Raw genomic sequence first — 25,391 nt, forward strand, 5'->3', positions numbered from 1 at the left:
CTAGTCTCACCGTCATGCGGGCCGCCCGGCGGCCGCGCCTCACCCTCGGCTCGGGACGGATCATGGCAAGGCAGTGGACCATCGGCGTGCTCGGCTGCGGCAACATCTTCGACGCCTATGCCCGGCTGTCGGCGATCTTCGCGCCGGTGCAGCTGGTGGCCTGCGCCGACGTCAGCCGCGCGGCGGCGGAGGCCGCGGCCGGCCGCTACGGGCTGCGGCCGATGGACCCCGAGGCGATGCTGGCCGACCCCGGCATCGACGCCGTCGTCAACCTGACCAACCCGGCCAGCCACGCCACCACCACCGCGGCGATCCTGGAGGCCGGCAAGCACGCCTACACCGAGAAGCCGCTGGCCCTGACCCTGGCCGACGGCGACCGGCTGGTCGAGCTGGCGGAGCGGCGCGGCCTGATGCTGGGCTCGGCCCCCGACACCTTCCTCGGCGGCGGCCACCAGACCGCCCGGCGGCTGATCGACGAGGGCCGGCTGGGCACGGTCAAGAGCGGCAGCGCGCATTTCATGAACCACGGCATGGAGCGCTGGCACCCCAACCCGCACCCCTACTACCAGCAGGGCGCCGGGCCGGTGCTGGACATGGGGCCGTACTACGTCTCGGCCCTGGTCAACCTGCTCGGCCCCGTGCGCCGCGTCGTGGCGCTGGCCACCCGCTTCTTCGACCAGCGGCTGGTGACCGCCGAGGGGCCGAACCGGGGCACCCGGGTGCCGGTGACCACGCCGACCACCAGCCAGGCGCTGCTGGAGTTCCGCTCGGGCGCGCAGATCCATGCCTCGCTCAGCTACGACACCTGGGGCCACGGCCACCGCAACCCGATCGAGCTGCACGGCACCGAGGGGTCGCTGATGATCCCCGACCCGAACTATTTCGCCGGCGGGCTGGAGCTGGTCCGCGACGGCGCGCCCGAGCGCTTCGACCCGGCCGGCGCGCCCTTCGGCCGCGACAACTGGATCGAGCCGGCCGGCCGGCGCATCGGCAACTACCGCGGCCTCGGCCTGGCCGACATGCTCGACGCGGCGGAGACGGGGCGGCCGGCCCGCGCCTCCGGCCGCTTCGCCCGGCATGTGCTGGAGGTGCTGCTGGCGATCGTCGCATCGGCCGAGGCCGGCCGCTTCGTCGAGATCGGCAGCACCACCGACCGGCCGGCCCCGATGACGCCCGAGGACGCCGCCCGGCTGACCGCCGCCGGCGCGCCCCAGGAGTTCACCGCCTGACCCCACCACGACCGGACGACCGCGATGCTCCCGATCTCGTTCCAGCTCTACTCCGCCCGCTTCTTCCCGCCGCTGGAGGCCCAGCTCGACTGGCTGGCGCAATGCGGCTACGACGCGGTCGAGCCATGGCTGCCGGCCTATGAGGCCGACGCCCGGACATTCCGTCGGCAGATCGACGCCGCCGGCCTCGCCTGCTCCGGCTTCCACATGCCGCTGGCCGGGCTGGTGGCCGAGCCGCGCCGGTTCTTCGACTATGCTCATGCCCTGGGCGCCGACACGCTGATCCCGCCCTACCTGACCCCGGCGGAGCGCAGCATCACCGCCGATGGCTGGCGCCGGGTCGGCGAACAGCTGGCCGAGGGTGCGGCGAGGGCGAAGGCCGAAGGCCTGAAGGTCGCCTGGCACAACCATGATTTCGAGTACCGGCGGCTGGAGGATGGCAACCGGCCGATCGACCTGCTGCTGGAGGCGGCGGGCCCGGGCGTCGATTTCGAGATCGACATCGGCTGGGTCACTCGCGGCTGGGCCGACCCGGCGCAGGAGCTGGCGCGCCACGCCGACCGCATCACCGCGATCCAGCTGAAGGACACGGCCCGGGCCGGCACCGCCGCCGACGAGGGCTGGGCGGCGACCGGCGACGGCATCATCGACTGGCCGTCCCTGGCCCCGCTGTTCGGCCAGACCCGCGCCGCGGTGCTGGTGGTCGAGCACGACAACCCGGCCGACTGGAAGACTTTCGCGGCGCGGTCGATCGACTACATCCGGCGGCTGGTGGGGGCGTAGGGGGGCCGAGGAGGCCACCTAGCCCGACGAGTGGCCTTCAGGACCGCCGAGCCGAATCAGAAGGACGAAACCGGCCTGCCGAGCCTGCGCAAGCGCCTCCTCGTATCGGCCCGTTTCCATCTGTGCCGCAGCCAGCCCGGTAAGCTCCGCGGTGTTCTTTGCCTGGAGCTCGTCATAGGCCGGATGCTCCGGATGACAGGCAAAGACGACATGATTCAATGGCTCGCCGTCGTCGCCGAGGATTTCGACGTCGATGGCATGGCCCCATGGGCGATCGGCTCGTGCGAAACGGCAACGGCGGCGCGTCCCATCGATGGTGTAGCTGAATTCGTCCTGCATCCTCGATCCGAAGCAGCCTGCCAGAGAGCAGTCTATCACCCTGCCGGGGAAAACCTGTTCTTCGGCCGCGGCAGGCCGAGATGGTCGCGCAGCGTGGTGCCCTCGTATTCCGTGCGGAACAGGCCGCGGCGCTGCAGCTCCGGCACCACCCGGTCTTAGTCGCGGCTGTTCAATTCCGTTCCGGTTCGCAGCCGCTCCATATAGGCCTGATAGGCAAAGCTGCGATCGCGCCTCTTTCCCGTCGTCTCCACGAGGACGTCGACCCGCACCAAAGCTTCGATCGCGCGGGTCGCGGTGGGCTTGCTCGCTTCGATCAGCTTCATGGCCGAGGCGACCGTCACGATCGGATGACGGGGAAGCTGCTCGAACAGTCTCAGGGCCGAGACGGAGGCCAACTCGCCGCCAAGCAGCCTTGCCCGATCCGTACTGACGAGTTTGAACAGATCGCGTGCCGAGGCGACGGCTTCGTCGGAGATGGTGGCTATCCCATCGAGAAAGAAGTCGATCCAACCTTCCCAGTCACCTTCCACCCGCACGAGGTCGAGTCGCCGGTAGTATTCTTCCCGGCGGCGCTTGAAATAGAGGCTGAGGTAGAGGAGGGGGGCCTTCAGGAGCTCCCAGTGCTCCAGCAGCAGGGCGATCAGCAGCCGCCCGATCCGCCCGTTGCCGTCGAGATAGGGGTGGATGATTTCGAACTGCACATGCAGGAGGGCCGTCCGCACAAGCTTCGGCAGCGGATCATCTCTATGGATGTATTTCTCAAATTCGCTGAGAAGCTGGGGGAGCTTGTCGGGCGGCGGTGGGACATAGACCGCATTCACGGGCCGACTGCCGCCGATCCAGTTCTGGCTGCGGCGGACTTCCCCGGGCTGCTTGCCCGAGCCGCGCACGCCACGCATCAGCCGCTTGTGGGCTTCGTTCAGCAGTCGCATGGAAAGCGGCAGGCCGCGTTTGGACGCAAGCCGGCCGCGTGCATAGGCGAGCGCGTCGAGGTAGTTCGTCACCTCCTCGATATCCGCGTTGGGAGCGGGCTGCTCCTCGGCTTCGAAGGCGAGAAGGTCGACCAGTGACGCTTGCGTGCCTTCGATCTGCGATGAGATCACCGCCTCCTTGCGCACGAAGGCGTAGATGAACCAGTCAAGCGAAGGCACCATCTCGCCCGCAAGATCGAGCCGAAGCAGCGCTTGCTCGGCCTCCCGGAGGCGATGCTCCAGCTTGCTGCCTATGGTGAGCGCTGGCCGAGCGGGCGGCAGGTCGAATGGAATGAAGGCATCGACCTTCTCCCCGCTGGCGGTCACGCTTTCATATCGGCCCGTGGCTCGCTTCGGCATCTATCGGCGCCCATGCGCAAGGCACGGCGGCTTTCCTTGCCGCCCTGATTAGGAACGAACTCTTTACTAGCGTCGGTCGCTAGTCAAGGAATCGTTCCTAACGTCGCTCCGCGCTGCCTGCGCCCACCTCGCCTAGAAGAACCGGTTCTTTGGCCGCGGCAGGCCCAGATGGTCGCGCAGCGTGGTGCCCTCGTACTCCTTGCGGAACAGGTCGCGGCGCTGCAGCTCCGGCACCACCCGGTCGACGAAATCGTCGAGGCCGCCGGGGAGGTATGGGAACATCACGTTGAACCCGTCCGAGCCCCGGGTCTCCAGCCATTCCTCCATCTCGTCGGCGATCGTCGCCGGCGTGCCGATGAAGGCCAGGCCGGAATAGCCGCCCAGGCGCTGGGCCAGCTGGCGCACGGTCAGCCCCTCGCGCTCGGCCAGCTCCAGCACCCGCTCGCGGCCGCTCTTGCTGGCATTGGTCTCCGGGATCGGCGGCAGCTTCGCGTCCGGGTCGAAGCCGGAGGCGTCGATGCCCAGCGCGATCGACAGCGAGGCGATGGCGCTCTCGTAATGGACCAGGCTGTCCAGCGTCGCCCGCTTGGCCCGCGCTTCGTCGACCGTGTCGCCGATCACGACGAAGGCGCCGGGCAGGATCTTCAGATGGTCGCGGTCGCGGCCGATCGCCTCCATCCGGCCCTTCACATCGGCGTAGAAGCGCTGGCCGGCGGCGAGGGTCGAGCCGGCGGCGAACACCATCTCCGCCGTCTCCGCCGCCAGCTGCCGGCCGGACTCCGAGGCACCGGCCTGCACGATCACCGGCCAGCCCTGCGGCGGCCGGGCGATGTTCAGCGGCCCGCGCACCGAGAGATGCGGCCCCTTGTGGTCCAGCACATGCAGCTTGTCGGGGTCGAAATAGAGGCCGCTCCCGGCATCGCGGAGGAAGGCGTCGTCGGCCCAGCTGTCCCACAGGCCGGTGACCACGTCGTAGAACTCGCGGGCGCGGTCGTAGCGCTCGCCATGCTCCATGTGCTCGTCGAGGCCGAAGTTCAGCGCCGCGTCCGGGTTCGAGGTGGTGACGATGTTCCAGCCGGCGCGGCCGCCGCTGATGTGGTCCAGCGAGGCGAAGCGCCGGGCGATGTGGTAGGGCGCGTCGAAGGTGGTCGAGGCGGTGGCCACCAGCCCGATCCGCTCGGTCGCGCCGGCCAGGGCCGACAGCAGGGTGAACGGCTCGAAGGAGGTCACCGTGTGGCTGCGCTTCAGCGCCTCCACCGGCATGTTCAGCACAGCCAGATGGTCGGCCATGAAGAAGGCGTCGAAACAGCCGCGCTCCAGCGTCTGGGCAAAGCGCTTGAGGTGGCCGAAGTTGAAGTTGGCGTCCGGATAGGCGCCGGGATAGCGCCAGGCGCCGGTGTGGATGCTGACGGGGCGCATGAAGGCGCCGAGATGCAGCTGGCGGTCGCGACTCAAGGGTCACCTCTCGCCCGATCAGGGCGGGTTGCGGGCATGTCCTCGGCGGCGTTCCCCCATTCTCGCCGGGATCGGCCGGGCTGCGCAATGGGGACGGGCTAGGGCGGCGGGCGCAGCCAGGCCAGCAGCGACCGCGCGGCCGCCAGGCCCAGAACGATCATCGGAACGATCACGAGCAGGGCCAATTCGGCGACCAGCGCGCCCGCCACGCCTCTGATCGCCAGGGCCAGCAGTGGATGGTCGGACGGGCGGACGACCGTCACGCTGAACACCCCCCATGCCAGCGCCGTCGCGATCGTGACGAGCCTGATGGCCCAGCGATTCGGCATGAACAGCACGGTCAGGAGGCAGGCGGCCAGCACCAGCGGGTTTTTCACCGTGGTCAGGAAGTGCAGGAAGATCTCGTGCGTCGTCATCACGCCGATCTTCTCCTCCTGGGGCCTCCATCGCAAACGGATGGTGCCGAGGGCCGGAGAGGGTCTTAGGCGCCCGCTCGATCGTGTTACTTGCAAAATGATAGTGACGCGCATATATGACGACCATCATTCAATGATGACCGCAAGGCATCGCCATGCAGCGCAAGAGCTTCGGCACCATGCCGTGCCCCGTCGCCCGCAGCCTGGAACGGGTCGGCGAGTGGTGGAGCATCCTGATCCTGCGGGACGCCTTCTACGGCCTGACCCGCTTCGACGAGTTCCAGAAGAGCCTCGGCATCGCCCCCAGCATGCTGACCCGGCGGCTGAACAGCCTGGTCGAGTCCGGCCTGCTGGAGCGGCGGCGCTACAGCGAGAAGCCGCCGCGCGACGACTACGTGCTGACCGAGATCGGCCGCGACTTCCGGCCGGTAGTGTGGTCGCTGGTCGCCTGGGGCAACCGCCACTTCGCGCCGGAGGGCGCCAGCGTCCAGCTGGTCGACCGCGAGACCGGCGTCGTTGCCGATCCGATCCTGGTCGACCGGAACAGCGGCCGGCCGATCACCTCACGCGACTTCAAGCCCGGCGCCGGCCCGGCCGCCGATGAGCAGACGCGCCGCCGGCTGGCCCGCATCGACACCCAGGAGGCCAAGCCGTGAACGCCATCGTCCTCGACCGCGACACCTCGACCCCGGTCCAGGCGCCGGCCGCTCGGAAGCCGCGGCTGACCAGGAAGCGCCTGGCCCTGTCCGGCGTGGCGCTCGCCATCATCCTCGGCGGCGGCTGGTACGGGTACAATTGGTGGACGGTCGGCCGCTTCTTCCAAAGCACCGACGACGCCTATGTCGGCGGCAACATCACCGTGATCGCGCCGAAGGTCGCTGGCTTCGTCGCCACCCTGGCGGTGACCGACAACCAGCCGGTCCATGCCGGCGACCTGCTGGTCCGGCTGGACGATCGCGACTACCGGGCGGCGCTGGCCAAGGCCGAGGCCGCGGTGGCGCAGCAGAACGCGACCCTGGCCAATCTCGACGCCACCTGGCGGCTGCAGCAGGCGGTGATCGCCCAGGCCCAGGCCGGCATCGCGGCATCGGACGCCGAGATCGTGCGCACCCGCGACGACCAGGTGCGCTACCAGCAGCTCTCGGCCCGATCCTTCGCCTCGGTCCAGACCTTCCAGAAGGCCGATGCCGACCACAAGCAGGCGGTGGCCGACGGCCAGAAGGCGCAGGCGACGCTGGAGGCGACGGAGCGCCAGCTCGACGTCATCGACACCCAGAAGCAGCAGGTCCGGGCGGCGCTGGCCGCGGCCGTCGCCGACCGCGACACGGCGCAGCTCAACCTCGGCTACACCGAGATCCGGGCGCCGATCGACGGCACCATCGGCAACCGTGCCGCGCAGGAAGGGGCCTATGCCACCGTCGGGTCGCAGCTGCTGTCGATCGTGCCGGCCGCCGGCCTGTGGGTCGACGCCAATTTCAAGGAGACCCAGCTGGCGCAGATGCGCCCAGGCCAGGCGGCGACGGTGACGGCGGACGTGCTGCCGGGCGAGGTGTTCCACGGCCATGTCGCCAGCCTGGCGCCGGCCACCGGCGCCCAGTTCAGCGTGCTGCCGCCGGAGAACGCGACCGGCAATTTCACCAAGATCGTGCAGCGCGTGCCGGTGCGCATCCTGCTCGACGGCGATGCCTCGGTGCTGGGCCGGCTGCGGCCCGGCCTGTCGGTGACCGCCGATGTCGACCAGCGGGACGGGGCTGCGAAATGAGCGCCGCCGCGGCCTCGCCCGGCGCCCCTGCCGGCGTCGCCGGGCTGACCGAGGGCCAGAAGATCTTCGCCTTCGCCGTGATGTGCGTCGGCTTCTTCATCGCCCTGCTCGACATCCAGATCGTCTCGGCCTCGCTGCGCGACATCGGCGGCGGCCTGTCCGCCGGCGTCGACGAGACCGCCTGGGTGCAGACCAGCTACCTGATCGCCGAGATCATCGTCATCCCGCTGTCCGGCTGGCTGTCGCGGGTGATGTCGACGCGCTGGCTGTTCAGCGTCTCGGCCGCCGGCTTCACCGTGACCAGCCTGCTCTGCGGCTGGGCCTGGGACATCAACAGCATGATCGCCTTCCGGGCGCTGCAGGGCTTCCTCGGCGGCTCGATGATCCCGACCGTGTTCACCGCCGCCTTCGCCTTCTTCCAGGGGCCGAAGGTGATCGCCGCGGCCGCCACCGTCGGCGCGCTGTCCTCGCTGGCCCCGACGCTCGGCCCCACCATCGGCGGCTGGATCACCGACAACTACTCCTGGCACTGGCTGTTCTTCGTCAACCTGGTCCCCGGCGTGTTCATCACCATCGCGGTGCCGATGCTGGTGAAGATCGACAAGCCGGATTGGTCGCTGCTGCGCGGCGCCGACTATCCCGGCATGGTGCTGATGGCGCTGTTCCTCGGCTGCCTCGAATACACGCTGGAGGAGGGGCCGCGCTGGGACTGGTTCGGCGACGACAGCATCCGCGCCACCGCCTGGATCACGGCGGTCAGCGGAATCCTCTTCATCTGGCGCAGCCTGACCTATGAGCGGCCGGTGGTGGATCTGCGGGCGCTGAAGAGCCGCAACTTCGCGCTCGGCTGCTTCTTCTCCTTCGTCACCGGCATCGGCCTGTTCTCGACCATCTATCTGACGCCGCAGTTCCTCGGCCGGGTGCGCGACTTCAGCGCCTACGACATCGGCCTGACGGTGTTCTCGACCGGCGTGTTCCAGATCATGGCGATCCCGGTCTACGCCTGGTTCGCCAAGCGCTTCGACCTGCGCTGGCTGATGATGTTCGGCCTGTCCTGCTTCGCCGTCTCGCTGTGGTACTTCACCCCGATCACCCATGACTGGGGCTGGCGCGAATTCCTGCTGCCCCAGGCGTTCCGCGGTTTCTCGCAGCAATTCGCGGTGGCTCCGGCGGTGACGCTGACCCTCGGCGGGCTGGCGCCGGACCGGCTGAAGCTCGCCTCCGGCCTGTTCAACCTGATGCGCAACCTCGGCGGCGCCATCGGCATCGCCGCCTGCGCCACCATCCTGAACGACCGCACCAACCTGCATTTCCTGCGGCTGGCCGAGCATCTGACCCCGGCCAACCCGGCCATGGTCGACCTGGTGCAGAAGGTGACGGCCGCCCAGACCGTCGCCCTCGGCGGCGACGCCCAGCGCGGCCATGCGGCGGCGCTGCAGCAGCTGTGGGCGCTGACGATGCGCGAGGCGCAGACCATGACCTATGCCGACGCCTTCCTGGTGCTGTGCGTCTGCCTGACGATCGCGGCGCTGATGGTGCCGCTGATGCGCAAGGTGGCGCCGCCCCGCGGCCCCTCGGCGGACGCGCATTGATGTCATCTCGCTGGAGCAAGAGGTAGGAAGCGGCGGCCCCGGACGGGGCCGCCGCAAGAGGATCAGGCGGTTCCGGCGACAGCCGCCTCCAGGGCGGACAGACGCGCCTCGAGGCCCCGGCCGATGAACAGCATCAGCTCGTCGGGGCGGAAGCTGTAAAGATCGCCGGCGGACCTCGTCTCGGTGCGTGCGGGGGCGACCTCCTTCCCGCTCTCGTCCGTGACCGCTGGGATCTCGGTCACCTCCTCGTCCCAGGCGTCGTGGCAGATGAAGCCGTACCGCAGAGGATCGAGACCGTGGGCGGTCATGATCTCCATGGCGCGCTGCACGGTCAGGCCCGGATGGAGCCGCGCGGCATCGCCCTTGGCCGCCATCGCATCCAGGAAACGATACGTCCCGATCTCCTTGGCCAGCGCCTTGGCCGCCTCGATCTCGGCCCCGGTCAGCGGCGCCACCTCGGTCTTGATGCGGGCGTCGGAGGGGTTGATCGTGCCGGTGCCGGCATAGACCGTGGCCCAGCGCTGGCCAGGGAGGCCCAGGTTGCGAATATTGTCCGCTGCCGGGTAGAACGCGCCGTTCGCACTCACATTGAAGGTGAACCCCGGCGTGGCCGTAACACCATCCCATTTGGTGATACGGAACAGGTCGCCGCGGTGGTACGCCTCCGTCTCCGCTTGACCGCCGGAGCGGTTGTATCCGAACCCGAAATAGGCGTCGGCAGGGATCACGGCGACGCCCTGTCCGCGTCCGTACAGGCCGCTCGCCTTGGCGTCGAGCTTGTCCGGGTCGATCTGGCCCGTTCCGAACCGAGCGCCGGCAGGGAAGTCACGCCGTGCGAGGACGACGGAGTCCCCGCGGCGGCACGCGTAGGTGCCCACGAAATTCAGCCGCTGAGCGGGAGGCGGCGAGAAGACAGCCTCGGGAAGGATGAGGCCGCCCCCGGGGGCGTCAAAGGTGCAGTGCTCGAAATCGAAGACGGGCGGGGACGCCGGATTGTTCGGGGCGAGCTTGGTATTGTCGAAGTACTCGTTCTGCAGGAAGTGGCAGCCGACCAGCTTCGCCCCGGCGCCCCAGCGGCCCGCGAAGTAGGCCTTGAAGGTCGTCCCCCCCAGGAAGAAGCAGGACGTGGCCGTGAGGGCAAGGGTCCCGAAACTTCCCGCGTCCGTCTTCGAATAAATGGCGTACCCACCATCGCCCCCCGCCTCGGGATCATTGGAAATCTGGCACGCGTGGAGGTTGATCATGTCATACGACGCGCCGACAATCCGGACACCATGCGCCAGGAAGCTGTTGACGATGCTGGCGTTCTGGCAGGCGATCTCCAGCCGGCCCTTGTACAGATGGATGTTGTCCACCCAGATGCCGCCGCCGGACAGCTGCATGGACAGGCCGACAGACGCCGTTCCGCCGCGATAGCTGAGGTTGGAGATCCGGCTGTCCGCCCCGCCGTCGACGATGATGCCCTTGAGCTTGGCGTTCTCGCACAACCAGTCGGCGAAGGTGTTGAAGCAGGCCGGCGCCGCCAGGCCCGGCACGCCGTTCCAGGAGCCGATCCAGGCCGCATCGATGCACACATCGGCGACGCCGGCCGCATCGATGTTGATGCCGGTAATCACCGTGCTCGCGACGTTTCGGGCGGTGATGACCGCCGCAGCCCTGCCGGGGGTTACCGGAACCTCGGTGTAAGCATCCGGATCGGCCACGAACCGCGATCCGTACCAGATGGAACCCGCGCCGATAAGGGCCTTCAGGCAGACCTGCTGGTCGGCATTGGGATTCTTTTCGAGGTAATCTCCAGGATTGGTCTCATAATACTGGTCAAGGTAATCTTGGTAGTCATCTCCAGGATGCGCGGCTTTCCAATCTTCCCAATCCTCTAACCAGTTGACGAGCTTCGTTTTCCAGGTTCTGCCGTTCAGGTAGATCGGCCCCACCATGTACCTTCCGGCGGGCACCGCCAGGGGCTTCGCCAGAGTGATGCAGGCATCGACGGCGTCCTGGACGAAGTCGGTATCCGGAGTCACCCCATTGCCGACCGCGCCGAACTGCCGAACGTTCGGCTCGTTCTCGGCGATCAGCCACCAGGCGCCGCCGGTCGACTGGAAGTAGCCCTTGTGAGGCGTGAGAGGCGGCTGGGGGACGGTGGCCGCATCCACGCGCTTGTAAAGCGCTTCGCCTCCGTCCCCGGGGTCGGCATATCCGGCGACCCGGATGTTGGTCACCGTGCCCGGGATGGTGGCCGATTGTGCGGCCATCCTGGAATCATAGTCGGTCATGTCGGCGTCCTTGCGCAGGATGTGAAGTGTCCAGGGACTTCCGGCTTCAACCGGCGCCGGAAGGGGTTCGTGGAGGGCTGTTTCGGGCCGGTTCCAGCCGCCGCTGCTCGGTACTGATCTCAGCAGGGGCGGCTGTGATCGGTTGCCGACGATGCAGTCATCGTCTTTCCTGTCGGCCAAAGGGGCGTTGGTCACGCACTCCGACTTTTTGATCGGAGACATGTCGATGCTACGACTATTCCGGCTCTTGTGCTTATAGCTTGAAGATATCTTGTGAATTCTGGTTATTCAATGAACATTTTGTTTACAATGGCGAGGCTGGAATTTCGCGGGATTTTGCTTCGTTTGATCCGGCGAGATCCTGATGTAGTTGTACGGGTAGCCAGCGCACCGGGATCGTCGAACGGCGATCCGGTAGCTTCTATGGGCTCGATAAGGACGGCCGATGTGGATTCATGTGGACAGCGCCGCGCTCGGCGACAGCGTGCTCGACCTCTATGAGCGCGACGGCGTCTATATGATCCGGGTTGATGGCTGGGAGCTGATGAACGGCGCGTACCACGAGTCGGAGGACCGGCTCGGCGAGCTCGCCGCCCGGCTGGCCCGCCGCCCCGATCCCGACATCCTCGTCGGCGGCCTCGGCCTCGGCTTCACCCTGGCCAGCCTGCACCGGCATCTCGGCGGGGCCGGGCGGGTCACCGTGGCCGAGCTGTCCGAGGCGGTGATCCGCTGGTTCGACCGCTACACCAAACCCCGTTCCCTCGGCGACCATCCCGCCAGGATCCGGCATGGCGACGTCCTCGCCGTGGCGGCCGAAGGCCCCGGCTTCGACGTCATCCTCCTCGATGTCGACAACGGGCCGGAGCCGCTCTCCGCCGCCGGGAACGCGGCGCTCTACGGGGCGGACGGCCTCGCCACCCTGCGCCGGGCGCTGCGGCCGGACGGTATCCTGATGGTCTGGTCCGCCTTCGCGGATCCGGGATTCGTCGGTCGGGCCCGGTCCGCCGGCTTCTCCCCCGCATCGCTGCCGGTGTTCCGCCCGGGCCGGGTGGAGCCGTTCCATCTCGTCTATGTGCTGTCGGCCTCGCCGTTCCTGCCGGACGAGCTGGCTCGGTTCGGGCTGCAATCGCTGTAGGCTCCGCTGGACCACCCCGGCCCCGGCGTGTACACGCTGGACATCCGTTGCGACCGCTGGCTGGAGACGCCCGTTGCCCTTCCCGAAATCGCTGACCGCCGCAGCCGCCCTGCTGCTGCTCGCTGCCTGCGCCGAGCCGCAGACGGCCGAGAGCATCACCGCCGCGGCCCGGGAACGCTTCGGGGAGAGGATCGCCCCCTACCAGGATCATCCCTCGGCCCAGATGATCGCCGATCTCGGCCCGCCCGACCGCGACACCCCCAACAAGGAAGGCGGCCGCAAGCTGGTGTGGGAGCGGCACGACAGCAAGACCATCGACGACCAGGTCCTGCCGATCGTCTGCACCGTCACGGCGCTGACCAACAGCGACGACATGGTGTTCTTCGTCATGGCCGGCGGCAACACGGTCTATTGCTCCGAGGTCTTCGCCGCCAACCCGTCCTGACCCGGCCGCCGGCCGCGTGAGGCCAGCCTGCCGGCGTGGCTCCATTGCAGCAGGGCGACCAGCCCGGCCAGCGCCAGCGCCGGCAGGTAGACCCAGAGATGCGGCGGCCGATCCGCCGGCTTCAGCACCGCGGTGATGTCGTAGCCGGCCTCCAGCCCGGTGCGCCTTGCATAGGAACCGAAGCCGACATCGGTGATCGTCACCCCGTCGCCCATGGCGCTGACGCCCAGCCCCGCCGCCCGCAGGCGCTTGGCCGGGTCGGGCTGCGGGTCGCCGAGCGGCAGGCTGACGGTCTTGCGCACCTCCTCGCCCTCGATCGACAGGCCTTCGACCACGAAGGTCAGGCGCTGCCCGGCCGGCGCCGCCGCGACCTCGGCCAGGAAGGTGGCCGGGGCCTGGGACACGGTGGACGCATAGAAGCGGTCGAGCCACCAGTCCGGCCGGAACAGGGCGAAGCAGGCGACCAGCAGCAGCGCGCTCTCCCACAGCCGCGACCGGGTGACGAAGTACCCCATAGTGGCGGCGGAGAACAACAGCACGGCGGCGAAGGTGACGGTGACGATGGCGGCGAGGTCGGCCCAGCCCTCGACCCCGATCAGCAGCATGCCGGGGTTGAACACGAAGACGAACGGTAGCACCGCCGTGCGCAGGGAGTAGAGCGCGCCCTGGAACCCGGTCTTGATCGGGTCCTCGCGTGAGATCGCGGCGGCGGCGAAGGCGGCCAAGCCGACCGGCGGGGTGATGTCGGCCATGATGCCGAAATAGAACACGAACAGATGCACCGCGATCAGCGGGATGGCGAGCCCGGCCTGGGCGCCGAGCTCGACCACCACCGGGGCCATCAGCGTCGCCACCAGGATGTAGTTGGCGGTGGTCGGGATGCCCATGCCGAGGATCAGGCTGATCATGGCGATCAGCGCCAGCATGATCATGACGTTGCCGCCGGATACGGCCTCGACCAGCTCGGTCATCATCAGGCCGAGCCCGGTCAGGGTGATGGTGCCGACGATGATGCCGGCCGTGGCGGTGGCGATGCCGATGCCGATCATGTTGCGGGCGCCGAGGCCCAGCCCGTCGACCAGCTCGGCCACCGACCGGCGCAGCGCCTGCGGCAGATCCTGCCGGCGGAACAGGGCCAGCAGCGGCCCGCGGGTGGCGAGAATGCCGATGATCGCGACGGTCGCCCAGAAGGCCGACAGGCCGGGCGACATCTGCTCCACCATCAGGCACCACAGCAGCACCACCAGCGGGATCAGGAAGTCGAGGCCGGTGCGGGTCACGTCCCAGGCCCGCGGCAGGTGCAGCAGCGGCGTGTTCGGGTCGTCGATGGCGAGGTCGGGGAAGCGCGCGGCATAGGCCAGGCTGGCGCCATAGAGCGCGAGCCCGGCCAGCGCCAGGACCCAGCCGGCGGCGCTGCCGAACGCCGCCTGCGCGCCGAGGATGCCGTAATACAGCAGGCCGATCGCGGCGACGCTGCCGCTGAGGCCGAGGCCGGTGCGCAGGAGGCGGGTCCGCAGCGCCACGTGCTCGCGCGGGATCGGCTTGCTGCCGATCTTCAGCGCCTCAAGATGGACGATGTACAGCAGCGCGACATAGGAGGCGACGGCCGGCAGCAGGGCGTGCTTGACGATCTCGGAATAGGGGATGCCGACATACTCGACCATCAGGAAGGCGGCGGCGCCCATCACCGGCGGCATGATCTGGCCGTTGATCGAGGACGCGGCCTCGATCGCCCCGGCCTTCACGCCGGACAGGCCGGTGCGCTTCATCAGCGGGATGGTGAAGATGCCGCCCGACACGACGTTGGAGACGGAGGAGCCGGAGACCACGCCGTTCAGCGCCGAGGACACCACCGCGACCTTGGCCGGCCCGCCGCGCAGATGGCCCAGCAGGGCGATCGAGATCTGCATCATCCAGTTGCCCGCCCCGGCCTTGTCCAGCAGGGTGCCGAACAGCACGAACAGGAAGACGAAGCTGGTGGAGACGCCCAGCGCGATGCCGAAGATGCCCTCGGTGGTCAGCCATTGATGCTGCAGGAACTTGGTGAGCGACGCGCCCTTGTGCTGCACCACCTCGGGCATCCACGGGCCGGCGAAGGTGAACACCATGAAGAGGATGGCGACGCCGACCATGGGCAGGCCCAGCGCCCGCCGCGTCGCCTCCAAGAGCAGCAGAACGCCGGCGCCGGCGGTGACCAGGTCGAGCGTGGTCGGCTGGCCCGGGCGCTGCGCCAACTCGCGATAGAACAGGAACAGATAGGCGCCGGCGAAAGCGCCGAGGACGGCCAGGATCCAGTCGACCGCCGGCACCCGGTCGCGGCGCGACCGGGCGAAGGCGGGATAGGCGGTGAAGGCCAGGAACAGGGCGAAGCCGAGATGGATCGACCGCGCCTCGGTGTCGTTGAACACGCCGAAGCCGAGCCGGAAGGGCAGGGGCGAGGCGTACCACAGCTGGAACAGCGACCAGGCGATGGCGATGCCGGCCAGCAGCGTCGCCGCGGCCCCGGCCGGCTTGCGCCCGCCGGTGTCGGCCTCGGCGACCAACTGCTCCAGCTCCGCGCTCGGCTGCAGCCCCGGCGTGTCGGTCATGACCGCCTCTCCCTGCTTGTTGGTGCTACAGCCAGCCCTTCTCCTTGTAGTAGCGCTCGGCGCCCGGGTGCAGCGGGGCGGAGAGGCCGGCCTTGACCATCTGCGCCGGGTCGAGATGGGCGAAGGCCGGGTGCAGGCCCTTGAACTCGTCGAAATTCTCGAACACGGCGCGGACCAGCTGGTAGACCGCTTCCTCGTCGGTGCCGGCCGAGGTCACCAGCGTCGCCAGCACGCCATAGGTCTCGGTCGTGTCCGGATTGGCGTTGTAGAGGCCGCCCGGGATGGTGGCGCGGGAGTAATACGGCTTCTCGGCCAAGAGCTTGTCGACCGCCGGGCCGGTCAGCGACACCAGCTTGGCGCCGCAGGTCGTGGTCGGGTCCTGGATGTTGGCCGAGGGATGGCCGACGCCGTAGAAGAAGCCGTCGATCTTGTCGTCGCACAGCGCCGGCCCGTGCTCGTCGGCCTTCAGCTCCGAGGCCAGCGAGAAATCGGCCAGGGTCCAGCCCAGCGCCGCCAGCAGCTCCTCCATCGAGGCGCGGGTGCCGGAGCCGGGATTGCCGACATTGAAGCGCTTGCCCTTCAGGTCGGCGAAGCTGGTGACGCCGGCCTCCTTGCGCACCAGCACGGTGAAGGGCTCGGGATGGACCGAGAACACCGCCCGCAGCTCCGGGAACGCGCCCGACTCCTTGAACGCCCCGGCGCCGTTCAGCGCGTTGAATTGGACGTCCGACTGGGCCATGCCGAAATCCAGCTCGCCGGCCCGGATGGTGTTGACGTTGAAGGCCGACCCGCCGGTGGATTCGACCGAGCAGCGGATGCCGTGGGTCTTGCGGTCCTTGTTCAGCAGCCGGCAGATCGCGCCGCCGGCGGCGTAGTAGACGCCGGTGACCCCGCCGGTGCCGATGGTGACGAAGCGCTGCTGCGCCGCGGCCGGGCCGGCACCCAGCGCCAGCACCGCCGCGGTGACGGCGGCGAGCAGCGATGCGGTGACCTGAAGCCTCATGATCTCTCTCCCCTTCTGATCGTATGTGCGGACGGCCTCCCTCTCTGGCGGAGGGTCGGCCGGTGTCTCTCAGGCCGCCCTGGGTAGCCCCGCAATGGCGGCGTCAACGGCGTCGCCGAGGCGCTCGACGATGGCCTCGACCGCCGCCCCGTCGATGATGAAGGGCGGCGCCAGCAGCACATGGTCGCCCGCGACCCCGTCGACCGTGCCGCCCATCGGATAGACCATCAGCCCGCGCGCCATCGCCTCGCGCTTGACCCGCGCGTTCAGCTTGAGCTCCGGGTCGAACGGCGCCTTGGTGGCGCGGTCGGCCACCAGCTCGATGCCCAGGAACAGGCCGCGGCCGCGGATGTCGCCGACCTGCGGGTGGTTGCCGAAGCGGTCGCCCAGGCGGCGGGCCAGGCGCTCGCCCATGGCGGCGACATTGTCCAGCAGGCGCTCGCCGCGGATCACCTCCTGCACCGCCAGCCCGGCGGCGCAGGCCATCGGATGGCCGGTATAGGTATGGCCGTGCTGGAAGAAGCCGGAGCCTTGGGAAAAGGCGTCGAACAGGCGGCGCGACAGCAGCACCGCGCCGATCGGCTGGTAGCCGCCGCCCAACCCCTTGGCGATGGTCATCAGGTCGGGGGCGATGCCCTCCTGCGTGCAGGCATGCAGCGTGCCGGTGCGGCCCATGCCGCACATCACCTCGTCCAGGATCAGCAGCACGCCGTGGCGGTCGCAGATCGCGCGGATGCGCTTGAAATAATCGGCGACCGGCGGCACCGCGCCCATGGTGGCGCCGACCACCGTCTCGGCGACGAAGGCGGCCACGGTCTCCGGCCCCAGCTCCAGGATCTTGTCCTCCAGCGCCTGGGCGGCGCGGGCGGCATAGTCCTCGTCGCTCTCGCCCGACTCCTGCAGGCGATAGGCGAAGCAGGGGTCGATGTGGTGGGTCTCGATCAAGAGCGGCCGGAACGGCGCCCGCCGCCATTCGTTGCCGCCGGTGGCCAGCGCGCCCAGCGTGTTGCCGTGATAGCTCTGGCGCCGGGCGATGATGTGGCGGCGCTGCGGCTGGCCGGCCTCGACGAAATACTGCCGCGCCATCTTCAGCGCCGCCTCGACCGACTCCGACCCGCCGCTGGTGAAATAGACATGGCTCAGCCCGGCCGGCGCGTCCTCGACCAGCCGGTCGGCCAGGCGTTCGGCCACCTCGCTGGTGAAGAAGCTGGTATGGGCATAGGCCATCCGGTCCAGCTGCGCGTGCAGCGCGGCGATCACCTCCGGATGGCCGTGGCCGAGGCAGGAGACTGCGGCGCCGCCGGAGGCGTCGATGTAGCGGCGGCCCTCGGCATCGATGACCTCGATGCCCCGGCCGGCGACGGCGGTCGGGAACTCGGCATGGATCTGGCGGTGCAGGATGTGGGTCATGGCTGTGCCTTGGCGGACCAGGGGCGGAGATGGGTGTCGAAGGCGGCCAGCTGCGCCTCGGTGTGGCGCAGCGCGGCCGGGGCATCGGCGCCGCGGCCGGCGACCAGCGCCGCCAGGATCTCGGCGACGGCGAAGCCCGGCGCCAGGCTGTGGAAGAAGGACGGGCTGTCGGTCGCGACCAGCACCGTCTCCGCCGCCAGCTGGGCCAGCGGCGACACCTCGCTGTCGGTGACTGCGACGACCGCGACCCCGCGTTCGGCGGCGTAGCGGGCGGTCTCCACCGTGGCCCGGGTGTAGGGCGACACGCTGACCGCCAGCAGCACATCCTCCGGCGTCGCCGCGCGGATCGGGTCGGTGCCGGTGGCGCCGGCGGCGTCGAGCAGCACGGTCCGCTCGCCCAGCAGCGACAGCACGTAATGCAGATGCCAGGCGATCGGGTGGCCGGCGCGCAGGCCCAGGCAGTAGATCCGGCGGGCGGCGGCCAGCCGGGCGGCGGCGGCGGCAAGGCGGTCCAGCGCCGCCGGCTCGGCCAGCCGGGCGACATGGCCGGCGATGGTGGTGGCGATCTCCGCCGCCAGCGCCCGGTCGCCCTTCAGCGTTTGGCTGGCCAGCTGCGCATCGGCGCGGCCGGCGAAACCGAGATCGCCCGACCGCACCGCCTCGGCATACAGCGCCCGCACCGCATCATAGCCGTCGAGGCCCAGGCGCTTGGCCAGCCGGGTCATCGTCGCCGGCGGCACCCCGGCCTGGCGCGCCTGCTCCCGCATCGACAGCAGGGCGACGTCGCGCGGCCGGTCCAGCACGTAGCGGGCCGCCGCCTGCAGCTGCGCCGGCATGGCCTCGAAGCTGTCGACGATGCGCTCGGCGAGGGGGCCTTGATCCATCGATCGGACGATAGGCAGGCGTGACGAGATGTGCAACAAGTGTTTCAATACGGTTCGACATGATCCGATTGGATCGAAGAGGCTGACATGACGGATCCGGAGCGCAGGCCGGTGGCGATCGCGGTGGCGCCGAATGGCGGGCGGCGGACCCAGGCGGACCATCCGGCGCTGCCGCTGACCCCGGCCGAACTGGCGCGGGTCGCGGCGGAATGCCGGGAGGCCGGCGCGGCGATGATCCACACGCATGTCCGCGACCGGGACGGGGCGCATCTGCTCGACGCCGAGGCCTATCGCGCGGCGATCGCGGCGATCCGCGCCGAGGTCGGCGACGACCTGGTGCTGCAGATCACCAGCGAGTCGCTCGGCCGCTACCGCCCGGAGGAGCAGATGGCGGTGGTGCGCGCCGTCAGGCCGGAGGCGGTGTCGCTGGCCCTGCGCGAGCTGGCCCCGGACGCCGCCGCCGAGCCCGCCTTCGCCGAATTCCTGTCATGGCTGAAGCGGGAGCGCATAGCGCCGCAGATCATCCTCTACGCGCCGGAGGAGGCGGTGCGGCTGGCGGAGATGCAACAGCGCGGCCTGGTCCCCTGGGACGAGATCCCGGTGATCTTCGTCCTCGGCCGCTATGTCGCCGGCCAGACCTCGCTGCCGGCGGACCTGCTGCCCTTCCTGGCGCCGGATGCGCCGCGTTTCCGGTCCTGGATGGTCTGCGCCTTCGGCCGGCACGAGGCCGCCTGCGCCCTGGCCGCGGCGCTGCTGGGCGGCGACGTCCGAGTCGGCTTCGAGAACAACCTGCATTTGCCGGACGGGCGCCTCGCCGGCAGCAACGCCGACCTCGTCCGCGCGGTCGCCGAGCCGCTGGCCCGCACCGGCGGCCGCCTCGCCGACGCCGCCTCGCTGCGGGCGGCCTGGGGCGCCTAACCCGGCTGCGCCGCCACCCGTCGCCGCGCCAGGACAATGAGCGCCGCCAGCGCGGTCACCGCCAGCAGCCCCGCCGCCACCAGCGACGCGCCCTGATAGGTCGAGGAGAAGGCGGCCCGGGCCGCCGCCTCGACCGTGCCGGCCTCCGGCGGCGCCAGCGCCTCGGCCGCGACCAGCGCCTCGCCGATCGACCGCCGCGCCGCCGGCACCGCGGCCTCCAAGAGCGGCGGCAGCGCCAGCAGCCGCTGGTACAGCACCGTCATCAGGCTGCCGAACAGGGCGACGCCGAGGCCGCCGCCCAGCTCATAGGCCACCTCCTCGACCGCGGCGACGGCGCCGGCCTGGTGCGCCGGAGCGCTGTTCATGACGTTGACCGAGGCCGCGGTCATCACTGCGCCCAGCCCGGCGCCGATGGCGACGAACCCGGCGATCTCGGCGGCCGAGATCGGCCCCGGCGGCAGCAGGGCGATGGCAATGAAGCCGGCGGTGGACAGGGCCAGGCTGGCCGCCAGCACGGTACGGAAGCCGAAGCGGTGCACCAGCCCGCCGGCCAGGGGCGAGGCCAGGAACGACGCCAGCGGCACCGGCGCCAGCCGCAGCCCGGCCTCCAGCGGCGACAGGCTCAGCACCAGCTGCAGCTGCTGGCTCAGCAGCAGCTCGAAGCCGACGATGATGATCATCGCCACCATCGCCCCGGCCAGGGCGATGGCGATGCCCGGGTTGCGGAACAGCGACAGGTCGATCATCGGCGTCGCCGCGCGGGCCTGGCGGCGCAGGAAGGTGGCCACCAGCCCGGCGCCGGCCAGGCCGATCGCGACCGCCTGCCACGGATTCGCGCCGGCATGGGTGGTCTGCTTCACCGCATAGACCACGGCGATGATCCCGGCCATCGCCAGCAGCAGGCCGGGAAGGTCCCAGGGCCGCCGCTCGCCGCCGCGCCGGCCGGGCAGCAGCCACCAGGCGAAGGGCAGGGCGATCAGCACGATCGGCACGTTGATCAGGAACACGGCGCCCCAATGGAAATGCTCCAGCAGGGCGCCGCCGACCACCGGGCCGAAGGCGGCGCCGCCGGACGCGACCGAGCCCCAGATGCCGATCGCGATCGCCCGCTCGCGCGGGTCGTCGAAGGCCAAGCGCAGGATCGACAGGGTGGCGGGCATCATCATCGCCCCGCCGAAGGCCAGGAAGGCGCGGCCGGCGATCAGCCACTCCGGGCCGGGGGCGACGGCGCAGGCGGCCGAGGCCAGCCCGAACAGCATCAGCCCCAGCAGCAGCAGCCGCTTGTGCCCGATCCGGTCGCCCAGCGTGCCGGCGGCCGGCAGCAGCCCGGCCATCAGCAGCGGATAGATGTCGATGATCCACAGCAGCTGCGGCGCGCTCGGCGCCAAGGCGCGGGTCAGGGTCGGCACGGCGATGTGCAGCACCGTGGCGTCGATCGCCACCATCAGCAGCGCCACCGAGACGATGGGCAGGATCGCCCAGCGATTGACGGATCCGGTCATGCCCGGGCTCCGGGGGCGAGCAGGCGGCGGACCATGCCGGGCAGGGCGGCGATCCCGGCGGCGATGTCGAAGCGCGGGTCGGTCGCGACCCGGGCGCTGAAGCCGTCGATCAGCATCAGCAGCCAGATCGCCGCCTGGTCGCCGTCGATCGCGGGGTCGGCCTGGCCCAGCGCGGCGGCCCGGCCGATCAGATGCGCCAGGGCGGGCCGGACTTCGAGGTCGCTGCGGTCCAGCACCGCCTGGATCTGCGGGTTGCGCGCGCCCTCGGACAGGATCTCCAGCCACAGCCGGTGCCCGGCGGCGTCGGTGGTCAGGGTCAGGAAGCGCTCCAGCAGGGCGGTGATCGCGGCCAGCGGGTCGTCGGTGTCCGCCATCTCGCGGAACAGCACCGTCGTCTCCTCGCGCTCGGCGTCGACCAGGGCGGCGATCATCGCCTCCTTGTTGCGGAAGTAGCGGTAGAGGTTGCCGGCGCTCATCCCCGCCGCCTCGCAGATCTCGGCCATGCCGGTGCCGTGGAAGCCGCGCCGGGCGAAGCAGTCGGCGGCCGCCTCCAGGATGCGGCGGCGCTTCTCCTCGCGGCGGGACAGCAGATCGGTGATGGGTTCGGTCATGGCTCGATTCATGAGAATGAACGTTCATTCTCATGAATCGACAAAGGAGTCAAGGTCGGGTGTGCCGCGATATCGGCTGTAAGAATCCTGGCCTATCCTCGTTCCCTCGCGATGAAGGGGGCGAGACATGCTCAAGGTCTTCAGGGGCTTCGCGACGGCGCTGACGGTTCTGGCCATCGCTCCCGCGGTCGCGTGGGGCGCCAGCTACAACCAGATCCGCGTGGATCGGCAGGTGTCGGCCGGAAACACCGTCGACATCACGGTGCCTTGCGACGTCCCGGGCTCGGTCATCCTGGGCGGCGGGTTCAACAGCAACCCGGGCGCCGGGGTGATCCAGTACAACACGGGGGCCGTCGGCGTCGGGACGGTGACGATCCCCGTCATCGTGATCTACCGCAGCCAGCCGGAAAACAACGCCTGGCGCATCCTCGGCTATGCCAATGCGAACGCGACCGTGAGCGCCTTCGCCATCTGCGGCACGACCTAGGCCGGGGCGCCCGCCGGCATTGCCGGGCCCGGCCGTGCGATGACACACTCGGCCGCCCCTTTGCCGAGGACCCCGATGACCGACACCCCGATCCGATGGTTCCGCGACGGCAGGCTGGCGCGGCTGCGGCTGCAGCGGCCGGCGCGGCACAATGCGATCAGCGCGGCGATGTGGCGGGCGCTGCCGGAGCTGTGCTGCGAGATCGACGCCGACCCCGAGGTCGCGGCGGTGATCGTGGAAGGGGAGGGCGCCTTCTCGGCCGGGGCCGACATCACCGAATTCGGCACGGTCTTCGCCGATGCCGACTCGACCGCCGGGTACAACGCCGCGGTCCGGGCCGGGCTGGCCGCGGTCGAGGCCCTGGACCGGCCGAGCATCGCCCTGGTCCGCGGCCTGTGCGTCGGCGGCGGCTGCGGCCTGGCGCTGGCCTGCGACCTGCGCTTCGCCGGCGGCACGGCGCGGCTCGGCATCACCCCGGCCCGGCTCGGCCTGGCCTATGGCTTCGCCGACACGCGGCGGCTGGTGGCGACGGTCGGGCCCGCCCGGGCCAAGGACATGCTGTTCTCGGGCCGCCTGCTCGACGCCGCCGAGGCGCTGGCGATCGGGCTGGTCGACCGGGTGCTGCCGGACGACGCGGTCGAGCCGGCGGCGCTGGACTATGCCAACAGCTTGGCCGAGCGGGCGCCGCTCAGCCTGCGCGCGGCCAAGCGGATGATCGAGGCGATCATGGCCGGCGCCGACAGCGACACGGCCGAGACCGCGGCGCTGTCTGACGCCGCCTATCGCAGCGCCGATTTCCGCGAGGGGCAGGCGGCCTTCACCGAACGCCGCCCGCCAAGGTTCGAGGGACGCTGACCCCTACTCCGCCGGCCGCACCCGGGCGGTCGGCTGGTGGCGGCGCAGCGCGGCCTGGACCACGAAGGTCATCAGCGCGCCGGCCACCATGCAGGCGGCCAGGAACCACATCGGCGCCAGCTTGCTGCCGGTGACGTCGTCGATCCAGGGCACCGCGTTCTGGGCGATGAAGCCGCCGAGATTGCCGACCGAGTTGATCGCGGCGATGCCGGCCGCCGCCGTGGCGCCGGTCAGGAAGGTCGGCGGCAGCGACCAGAACACCGGCTGCGGCGCGAAGATGCCGGCGGCAGCGACGCAGAGCAGCGCGAACTTCAGGGCGTTGCCCGGCACCACCACGCTCAGCGCCAGGCACGCGGCCGCGATCAGCGCCGGGATGACGATGTGCCAGGTCTGGTCGCCGGTGCGGGCGGCGTTGCGCGGCACCCACCACAGCGCCAGGGCGACGCAGGCCCAGGGGATGACGTTCAAAAGGCCGTTGACTGTGTTCGACACGCCGAAGCCCTGCACCACCGTCGGCAGCCAGTAGCTCAGCCCGTAGGCGCCGAGCGGGAAGGCGACGTAGAACAGCGCCAGCAGTTGCACCCGGCGGTCGAGCAGCGCCGCGAACGGGTTGCCGTGCTGCTCCTTGCCGTCGGCGTTCTCACGCTCCAGCACGTCGTGCAGCCAATTCTTCTCGCCGGCGTCGAGGAAATTCGCCGTCTCCGGCCGGTCGGGCAGAAAGAAGTAGGTGACGACGCCCATCGCCACGGCCGGGATGCCGGTGGCCAGGAACACCCATTCCCAGCCCTTCAGGCCGAGCATGCCGTCGAGGTCCAGAAGGGCCCCGCCGACGGTCGAGCCGACGGCGTTGGCCAGGGCGCTCCAGGCCATGAACAGCCCGACCATGCGGCCGCGATACATCTGCGGGAACCACAGCGTCAGCGTGAACAGCACGCCCGGGAAGAAGCCGGCCTCGGCCGCGCCCAGCAGGAAGCGCAGGATGTAGAACATCGTCGCGTTCTGGGTGAAGGCCAGGGCGACGGTGACAAGGCCCCAGGTGAAAATGATCCGGGCCAGCCAGCGCCGGGCACCGACCCGGGCCAGGATCACGTTCGACGGCACCTCGAACAGGAAGTAGCCGATGAAGAACAGCGAGGCGCCGAGTCCGTAGGCGGCCTCGCTGAGGCCGAGGTCGCCGACCATCTGCAGCTTGGCATAGCTGACATTCTGGCGGTCGATATAGGCGATCAGATACAGCAGGCCGAGGAACGGCATCAGCCGCCAGGTGATCTTGGCGATCGTCTGCGGGCGGGACTCGGGCAACGTTCAACTCCCTCAAATCGTATGATGATTTGCTGCCTTGGCGCGCAAAGAAGCCGCTTTGGACAGGAACGTCAACCCGGGCGATGCGGTGCCGCGGCATCCGGGGCGTTCATCGAAACGACATGTGAGGATCACGCGACTGTCATCCCGCTCTGTTAGGCCACTCACGCCGAACGGCCGCGGCCTCCCGCGTGCCGAGCCTGTCCCCGACCGGAGCGAGCCTCATGGCTGAACTCGTGATCGAAGGCCTGACCAAGAGCTTCCGCGCCGTCAACGCGGTCGATGACGTCAGCCTGTCGATCGCCCCCGGCCAGATGGTCGGCGTGATCGGCCGCTCCGGCGCCGGCAAGTCGACCATGCTGCGCCTGGTCAACCGGCTGGCCGACCCGACCGGCGGCCGCATCCTGTTCGACGGCGTCGACGTCACCAAGCTGAAGGGCCGCGCCCTGCGCGACTGGCGCGCCCGCTGCGCCATGGTCTTCCAGCAGTTCAACCTGGTCACCCGGCTCGACGTCCTGACCAACGTGCTGCTCGGCCGCATCTCCCAGCACTGGACGCTGCCGTCGCTGTTCAAGCAGTTCGGCGAGCGCGAGCGGGCCTTCGCCATCCAGGCGCTCGACCGGCTCGACATGGCCCATGCCGCGCTGCAGCGCGCCGACACCCTGTCGGGCGGCCAGCAGCAGCGCGTCGCCATCGCCCGCGCCCTGCTGCAGGAGCCGGAGGTGCTGCTGGCGGACGAGCCGATCGCCTCGCTGGACCCGCGCAACGCCAAGATCGTGATGGACGCGCTGCGCGCCATCAACCGCGAGGACGGCATCACCGTCCTCGTCAACCTGCACACGCTCGACACCGCCCGGCACTACTGCGACCGGGTGGTCGGCATGGCCAAGGGGCGGATCGTCTTCGACGGCGCCCCCGAGGCGCTGACCATGGAGGTGGTCGAGCGGATCTACGGCGTCGACGGCATGCGCGAGGCACTCGACGAGCGCATCACCTCGACCGCGATCGAGCCCCGGACCGGCGACCGCGAACTGGTCCCGGCCTGAGCTCCAACCGACGGCGTCCGGC

At 69.9% G+C, this 25,391-nt stretch carries 23 protein-coding genes; 11 read left to right on the forward strand and 12 right to left on the reverse strand.

Going from position 1 to position 25,391, the window contains the following annotated elements; all coding sequences use genetic code 11:
- Window positions 1-62: 62 nt before the first annotated feature.
- Window positions 63-1,229 carry a Gfo/Idh/MocA family protein gene (locus tag ACTOWL_RS20695; protein ID WP_441323163.1) on the forward strand — a complete coding sequence of 389 codons (1,167 nt, stop codon included), beginning with the start codon at window positions 63-65 and terminating at the stop codon, window positions 1,227-1,229.
- A 24-nt stretch (window positions 1,230-1,253) separates the two neighbouring features.
- Window positions 1,254-2,012, forward strand: coding sequence for a sugar phosphate isomerase/epimerase family protein (locus ACTOWL_RS20700; RefSeq protein WP_441323164.1), 759 nt, complete (start codon window positions 1,254-1,256; stop codon window positions 2,010-2,012).
- An 18-nt stretch (window positions 2,013-2,030) separates the two neighbouring features.
- Here ACTOWL_RS20700 and ACTOWL_RS20705 read toward each other — a convergent pair whose 3' ends face one another.
- The 4 genes from ACTOWL_RS20705 to ACTOWL_RS20720 all read right to left on the reverse strand — a co-directional run bounded on the left by ACTOWL_RS20705 (window position 2,031) and on the right by ACTOWL_RS20720 (window position 5,553).
- On the reverse strand, window positions 2,031-2,351 hold the full coding sequence (locus ACTOWL_RS20705; protein ID WP_441323165.1) for a hypothetical protein: 321 nt from the start codon (window positions 2,349-2,351) through the stop codon (window positions 2,031-2,033).
- 155 nt (window positions 2,352-2,506) lie between these two features.
- Window positions 2,507-3,682, reverse strand: a complete 1,176-nt coding sequence (locus ACTOWL_RS20710) for a Fic family protein (protein WP_441323166.1) — start codon at window positions 3,680-3,682, stop codon at window positions 2,507-2,509.
- A 132-nt stretch (window positions 3,683-3,814) separates the two neighbouring features.
- Complete coding sequence (locus ACTOWL_RS20715; RefSeq protein WP_441323167.1) at window positions 3,815-5,137, reverse strand: LLM class flavin-dependent oxidoreductase; 1,323 nt, start codon at window positions 5,135-5,137, stop codon at window positions 3,815-3,817.
- A 98-nt stretch (window positions 5,138-5,235) separates the two neighbouring features.
- On the reverse strand, window positions 5,236-5,553 hold the full coding sequence (locus ACTOWL_RS20720) for a hypothetical protein (protein WP_441323168.1): 318 nt from the start codon (window positions 5,551-5,553) through the stop codon (window positions 5,236-5,238).
- Window positions 5,554-5,708: 155 nt separating this feature from the next.
- Here ACTOWL_RS20720 and ACTOWL_RS20725 point away from each other — a divergent pair, with 155 nt between their 5' ends.
- Genes ACTOWL_RS20725 through ACTOWL_RS20735 form a run of 3 tightly spaced genes read left to right on the forward strand, consistent with a single transcriptional unit; the run spans window position 5,709 to window position 8,907 of the window.
- Window positions 5,709-6,209 (forward strand): winged helix-turn-helix transcriptional regulator, encoded by a 501-nt coding sequence (locus ACTOWL_RS20725; RefSeq protein ID WP_441323169.1) that lies wholly within the window; start codon window positions 5,709-5,711, stop codon window positions 6,207-6,209.
- A complete protein-coding gene (locus ACTOWL_RS20730) occupies window positions 6,206-7,315 on the forward strand; it encodes an HlyD family secretion protein (RefSeq protein WP_441323170.1) in 1,110 nt (369 codons plus the stop codon). The genes ACTOWL_RS20725 and ACTOWL_RS20730 overlap by 4 nt, the downstream gene beginning before the upstream one ends.
- Window positions 7,312-8,907, forward strand: a complete 1,596-nt coding sequence (locus tag ACTOWL_RS20735) for a DHA2 family efflux MFS transporter permease subunit (RefSeq protein ID WP_441323171.1) — start codon at window positions 7,312-7,314, stop codon at window positions 8,905-8,907. Before ACTOWL_RS20730 ends, ACTOWL_RS20735 begins: the two co-directional genes overlap by 4 nt.
- Window positions 8,908-8,969: 62 nt before the next feature.
- On the opposite strand, the gene ACTOWL_RS20740 is transcribed toward ACTOWL_RS20735, so the two are convergent.
- A complete protein-coding gene (locus ACTOWL_RS20740; RefSeq protein ID WP_441323172.1) occupies window positions 8,970-11,183 on the reverse strand; it encodes a tail fiber domain-containing protein in 2,214 nt (737 codons plus the stop codon).
- Window positions 11,184-11,628: 445 nt separating this feature from the next.
- Here ACTOWL_RS20740 and ACTOWL_RS20745 point away from each other — a divergent pair, with 445 nt between their 5' ends.
- Both ACTOWL_RS20745 and ACTOWL_RS20750 read left to right on the forward strand, forming a co-directional pair.
- Window positions 11,629-12,318, forward strand: a complete 690-nt coding sequence (locus ACTOWL_RS20745) for a spermidine synthase (RefSeq protein WP_441323173.1) — start codon at window positions 11,629-11,631, stop codon at window positions 12,316-12,318.
- A gap of 73 nt (window positions 12,319-12,391) precedes the next feature.
- Window positions 12,392-12,763 (forward strand): hypothetical protein, encoded by a 372-nt coding sequence (locus ACTOWL_RS20750; protein ID WP_441323174.1) that lies wholly within the window; start codon window positions 12,392-12,394, stop codon window positions 12,761-12,763.
- On the opposite strand, the gene ACTOWL_RS20755 is transcribed toward ACTOWL_RS20750, so the two are convergent.
- The 4 genes from ACTOWL_RS20755 to ACTOWL_RS20770 form a co-directional block, all read right to left on the reverse strand.
- Window positions 12,727-15,351, reverse strand: a complete 2,625-nt coding sequence (locus ACTOWL_RS20755; protein WP_441323175.1) for a TRAP transporter permease — start codon at window positions 15,349-15,351, stop codon at window positions 12,727-12,729. The two genes, ACTOWL_RS20750 and ACTOWL_RS20755, sit on opposite strands and share 37 nt — an antisense overlap.
- 25 nt (window positions 15,352-15,376) lie before the next feature.
- Window positions 15,377-16,354 (reverse strand): TAXI family TRAP transporter solute-binding subunit, encoded by a 978-nt coding sequence (locus ACTOWL_RS20760; protein WP_441323176.1) that lies wholly within the window; start codon window positions 16,352-16,354, stop codon window positions 15,377-15,379.
- A 69-nt stretch (window positions 16,355-16,423) separates the two neighbouring features.
- Window positions 16,424-17,764: an aspartate aminotransferase family protein gene (locus ACTOWL_RS20765; protein ID WP_441323177.1), complete on the reverse strand. Its 1,341-nt coding sequence runs from the start codon at window positions 17,762-17,764 to the stop codon at window positions 16,424-16,426.
- A complete protein-coding gene (locus ACTOWL_RS20770) occupies window positions 17,761-18,648 on the reverse strand; it encodes a MurR/RpiR family transcriptional regulator (protein ID WP_441323178.1) in 888 nt (295 codons plus the stop codon). Before ACTOWL_RS20770 ends, ACTOWL_RS20765 begins: the two co-directional genes overlap by 4 nt.
- An 87-nt stretch (window positions 18,649-18,735) precedes the next feature.
- On the opposite strand from ACTOWL_RS20770, the gene ACTOWL_RS20775 reads away from it, so the two are divergent.
- Complete coding sequence (locus tag ACTOWL_RS20775; RefSeq protein WP_441323179.1) at window positions 18,736-19,566, forward strand: 3-keto-5-aminohexanoate cleavage protein; 831 nt, start codon at window positions 18,736-18,738, stop codon at window positions 19,564-19,566.
- On the opposite strand, the gene ACTOWL_RS20780 is transcribed toward ACTOWL_RS20775, so the two are convergent.
- Window positions 19,563-21,068 (reverse strand): MFS transporter, encoded by a 1,506-nt coding sequence (locus ACTOWL_RS20780; RefSeq protein ID WP_441323180.1) that lies wholly within the window; start codon window positions 21,066-21,068, stop codon window positions 19,563-19,565. The genes ACTOWL_RS20775 and ACTOWL_RS20780 overlap by 4 nt on opposite strands.
- Window positions 21,065-21,679 (reverse strand): TetR/AcrR family transcriptional regulator, encoded by a 615-nt coding sequence (locus ACTOWL_RS20785; protein ID WP_441323181.1) that lies wholly within the window; start codon window positions 21,677-21,679, stop codon window positions 21,065-21,067. Before ACTOWL_RS20785 ends, ACTOWL_RS20780 begins: the two co-directional genes overlap by 4 nt.
- Before the next feature lie 127 nt (window positions 21,680-21,806).
- On the opposite strand from ACTOWL_RS20785, the gene ACTOWL_RS20790 reads away from it, so the two are divergent.
- Both ACTOWL_RS20790 and ACTOWL_RS20795 read left to right on the forward strand, forming a co-directional pair.
- Window positions 21,807-22,166, forward strand: coding sequence for a hypothetical protein (locus ACTOWL_RS20790; RefSeq protein ID WP_441323182.1), 360 nt, complete (start codon window positions 21,807-21,809; stop codon window positions 22,164-22,166).
- Between the two features lie 75 nt (window positions 22,167-22,241).
- Window positions 22,242-23,021 carry an enoyl-CoA hydratase-related protein gene (locus tag ACTOWL_RS20795; protein ID WP_441323183.1) on the forward strand — a complete coding sequence of 260 codons (780 nt, stop codon included), beginning with the start codon at window positions 22,242-22,244 and terminating at the stop codon, window positions 23,019-23,021.
- Window positions 23,022-23,024: 3 nt separating this feature from the next.
- Here the strand turns inward: ACTOWL_RS20795 and ACTOWL_RS20800 are convergent, their stop codons facing one another.
- Window positions 23,025-24,323, reverse strand: a complete 1,299-nt coding sequence (locus ACTOWL_RS20800; RefSeq protein WP_441323184.1) for an MFS transporter — start codon at window positions 24,321-24,323, stop codon at window positions 23,025-23,027.
- A 224-nt stretch (window positions 24,324-24,547) separates the two neighbouring features.
- Between ACTOWL_RS20800 and phnC the strand changes: the two genes are divergently transcribed.
- Window positions 24,548-25,369, forward strand: coding sequence for a phosphonate ABC transporter ATP-binding protein (phnC, locus tag ACTOWL_RS20805; RefSeq protein ID WP_441323185.1), 822 nt, complete (start codon window positions 24,548-24,550; stop codon window positions 25,367-25,369).
- Window positions 25,370-25,391 lie beyond the last annotated feature (22 nt).

This window comes from Inquilinus sp. CA228 (assembly GCF_052078665.1).
Lineage (GTDB): Bacteria > Pseudomonadota > Alphaproteobacteria > DSM-16000 > Inquilinaceae > Inquilinus.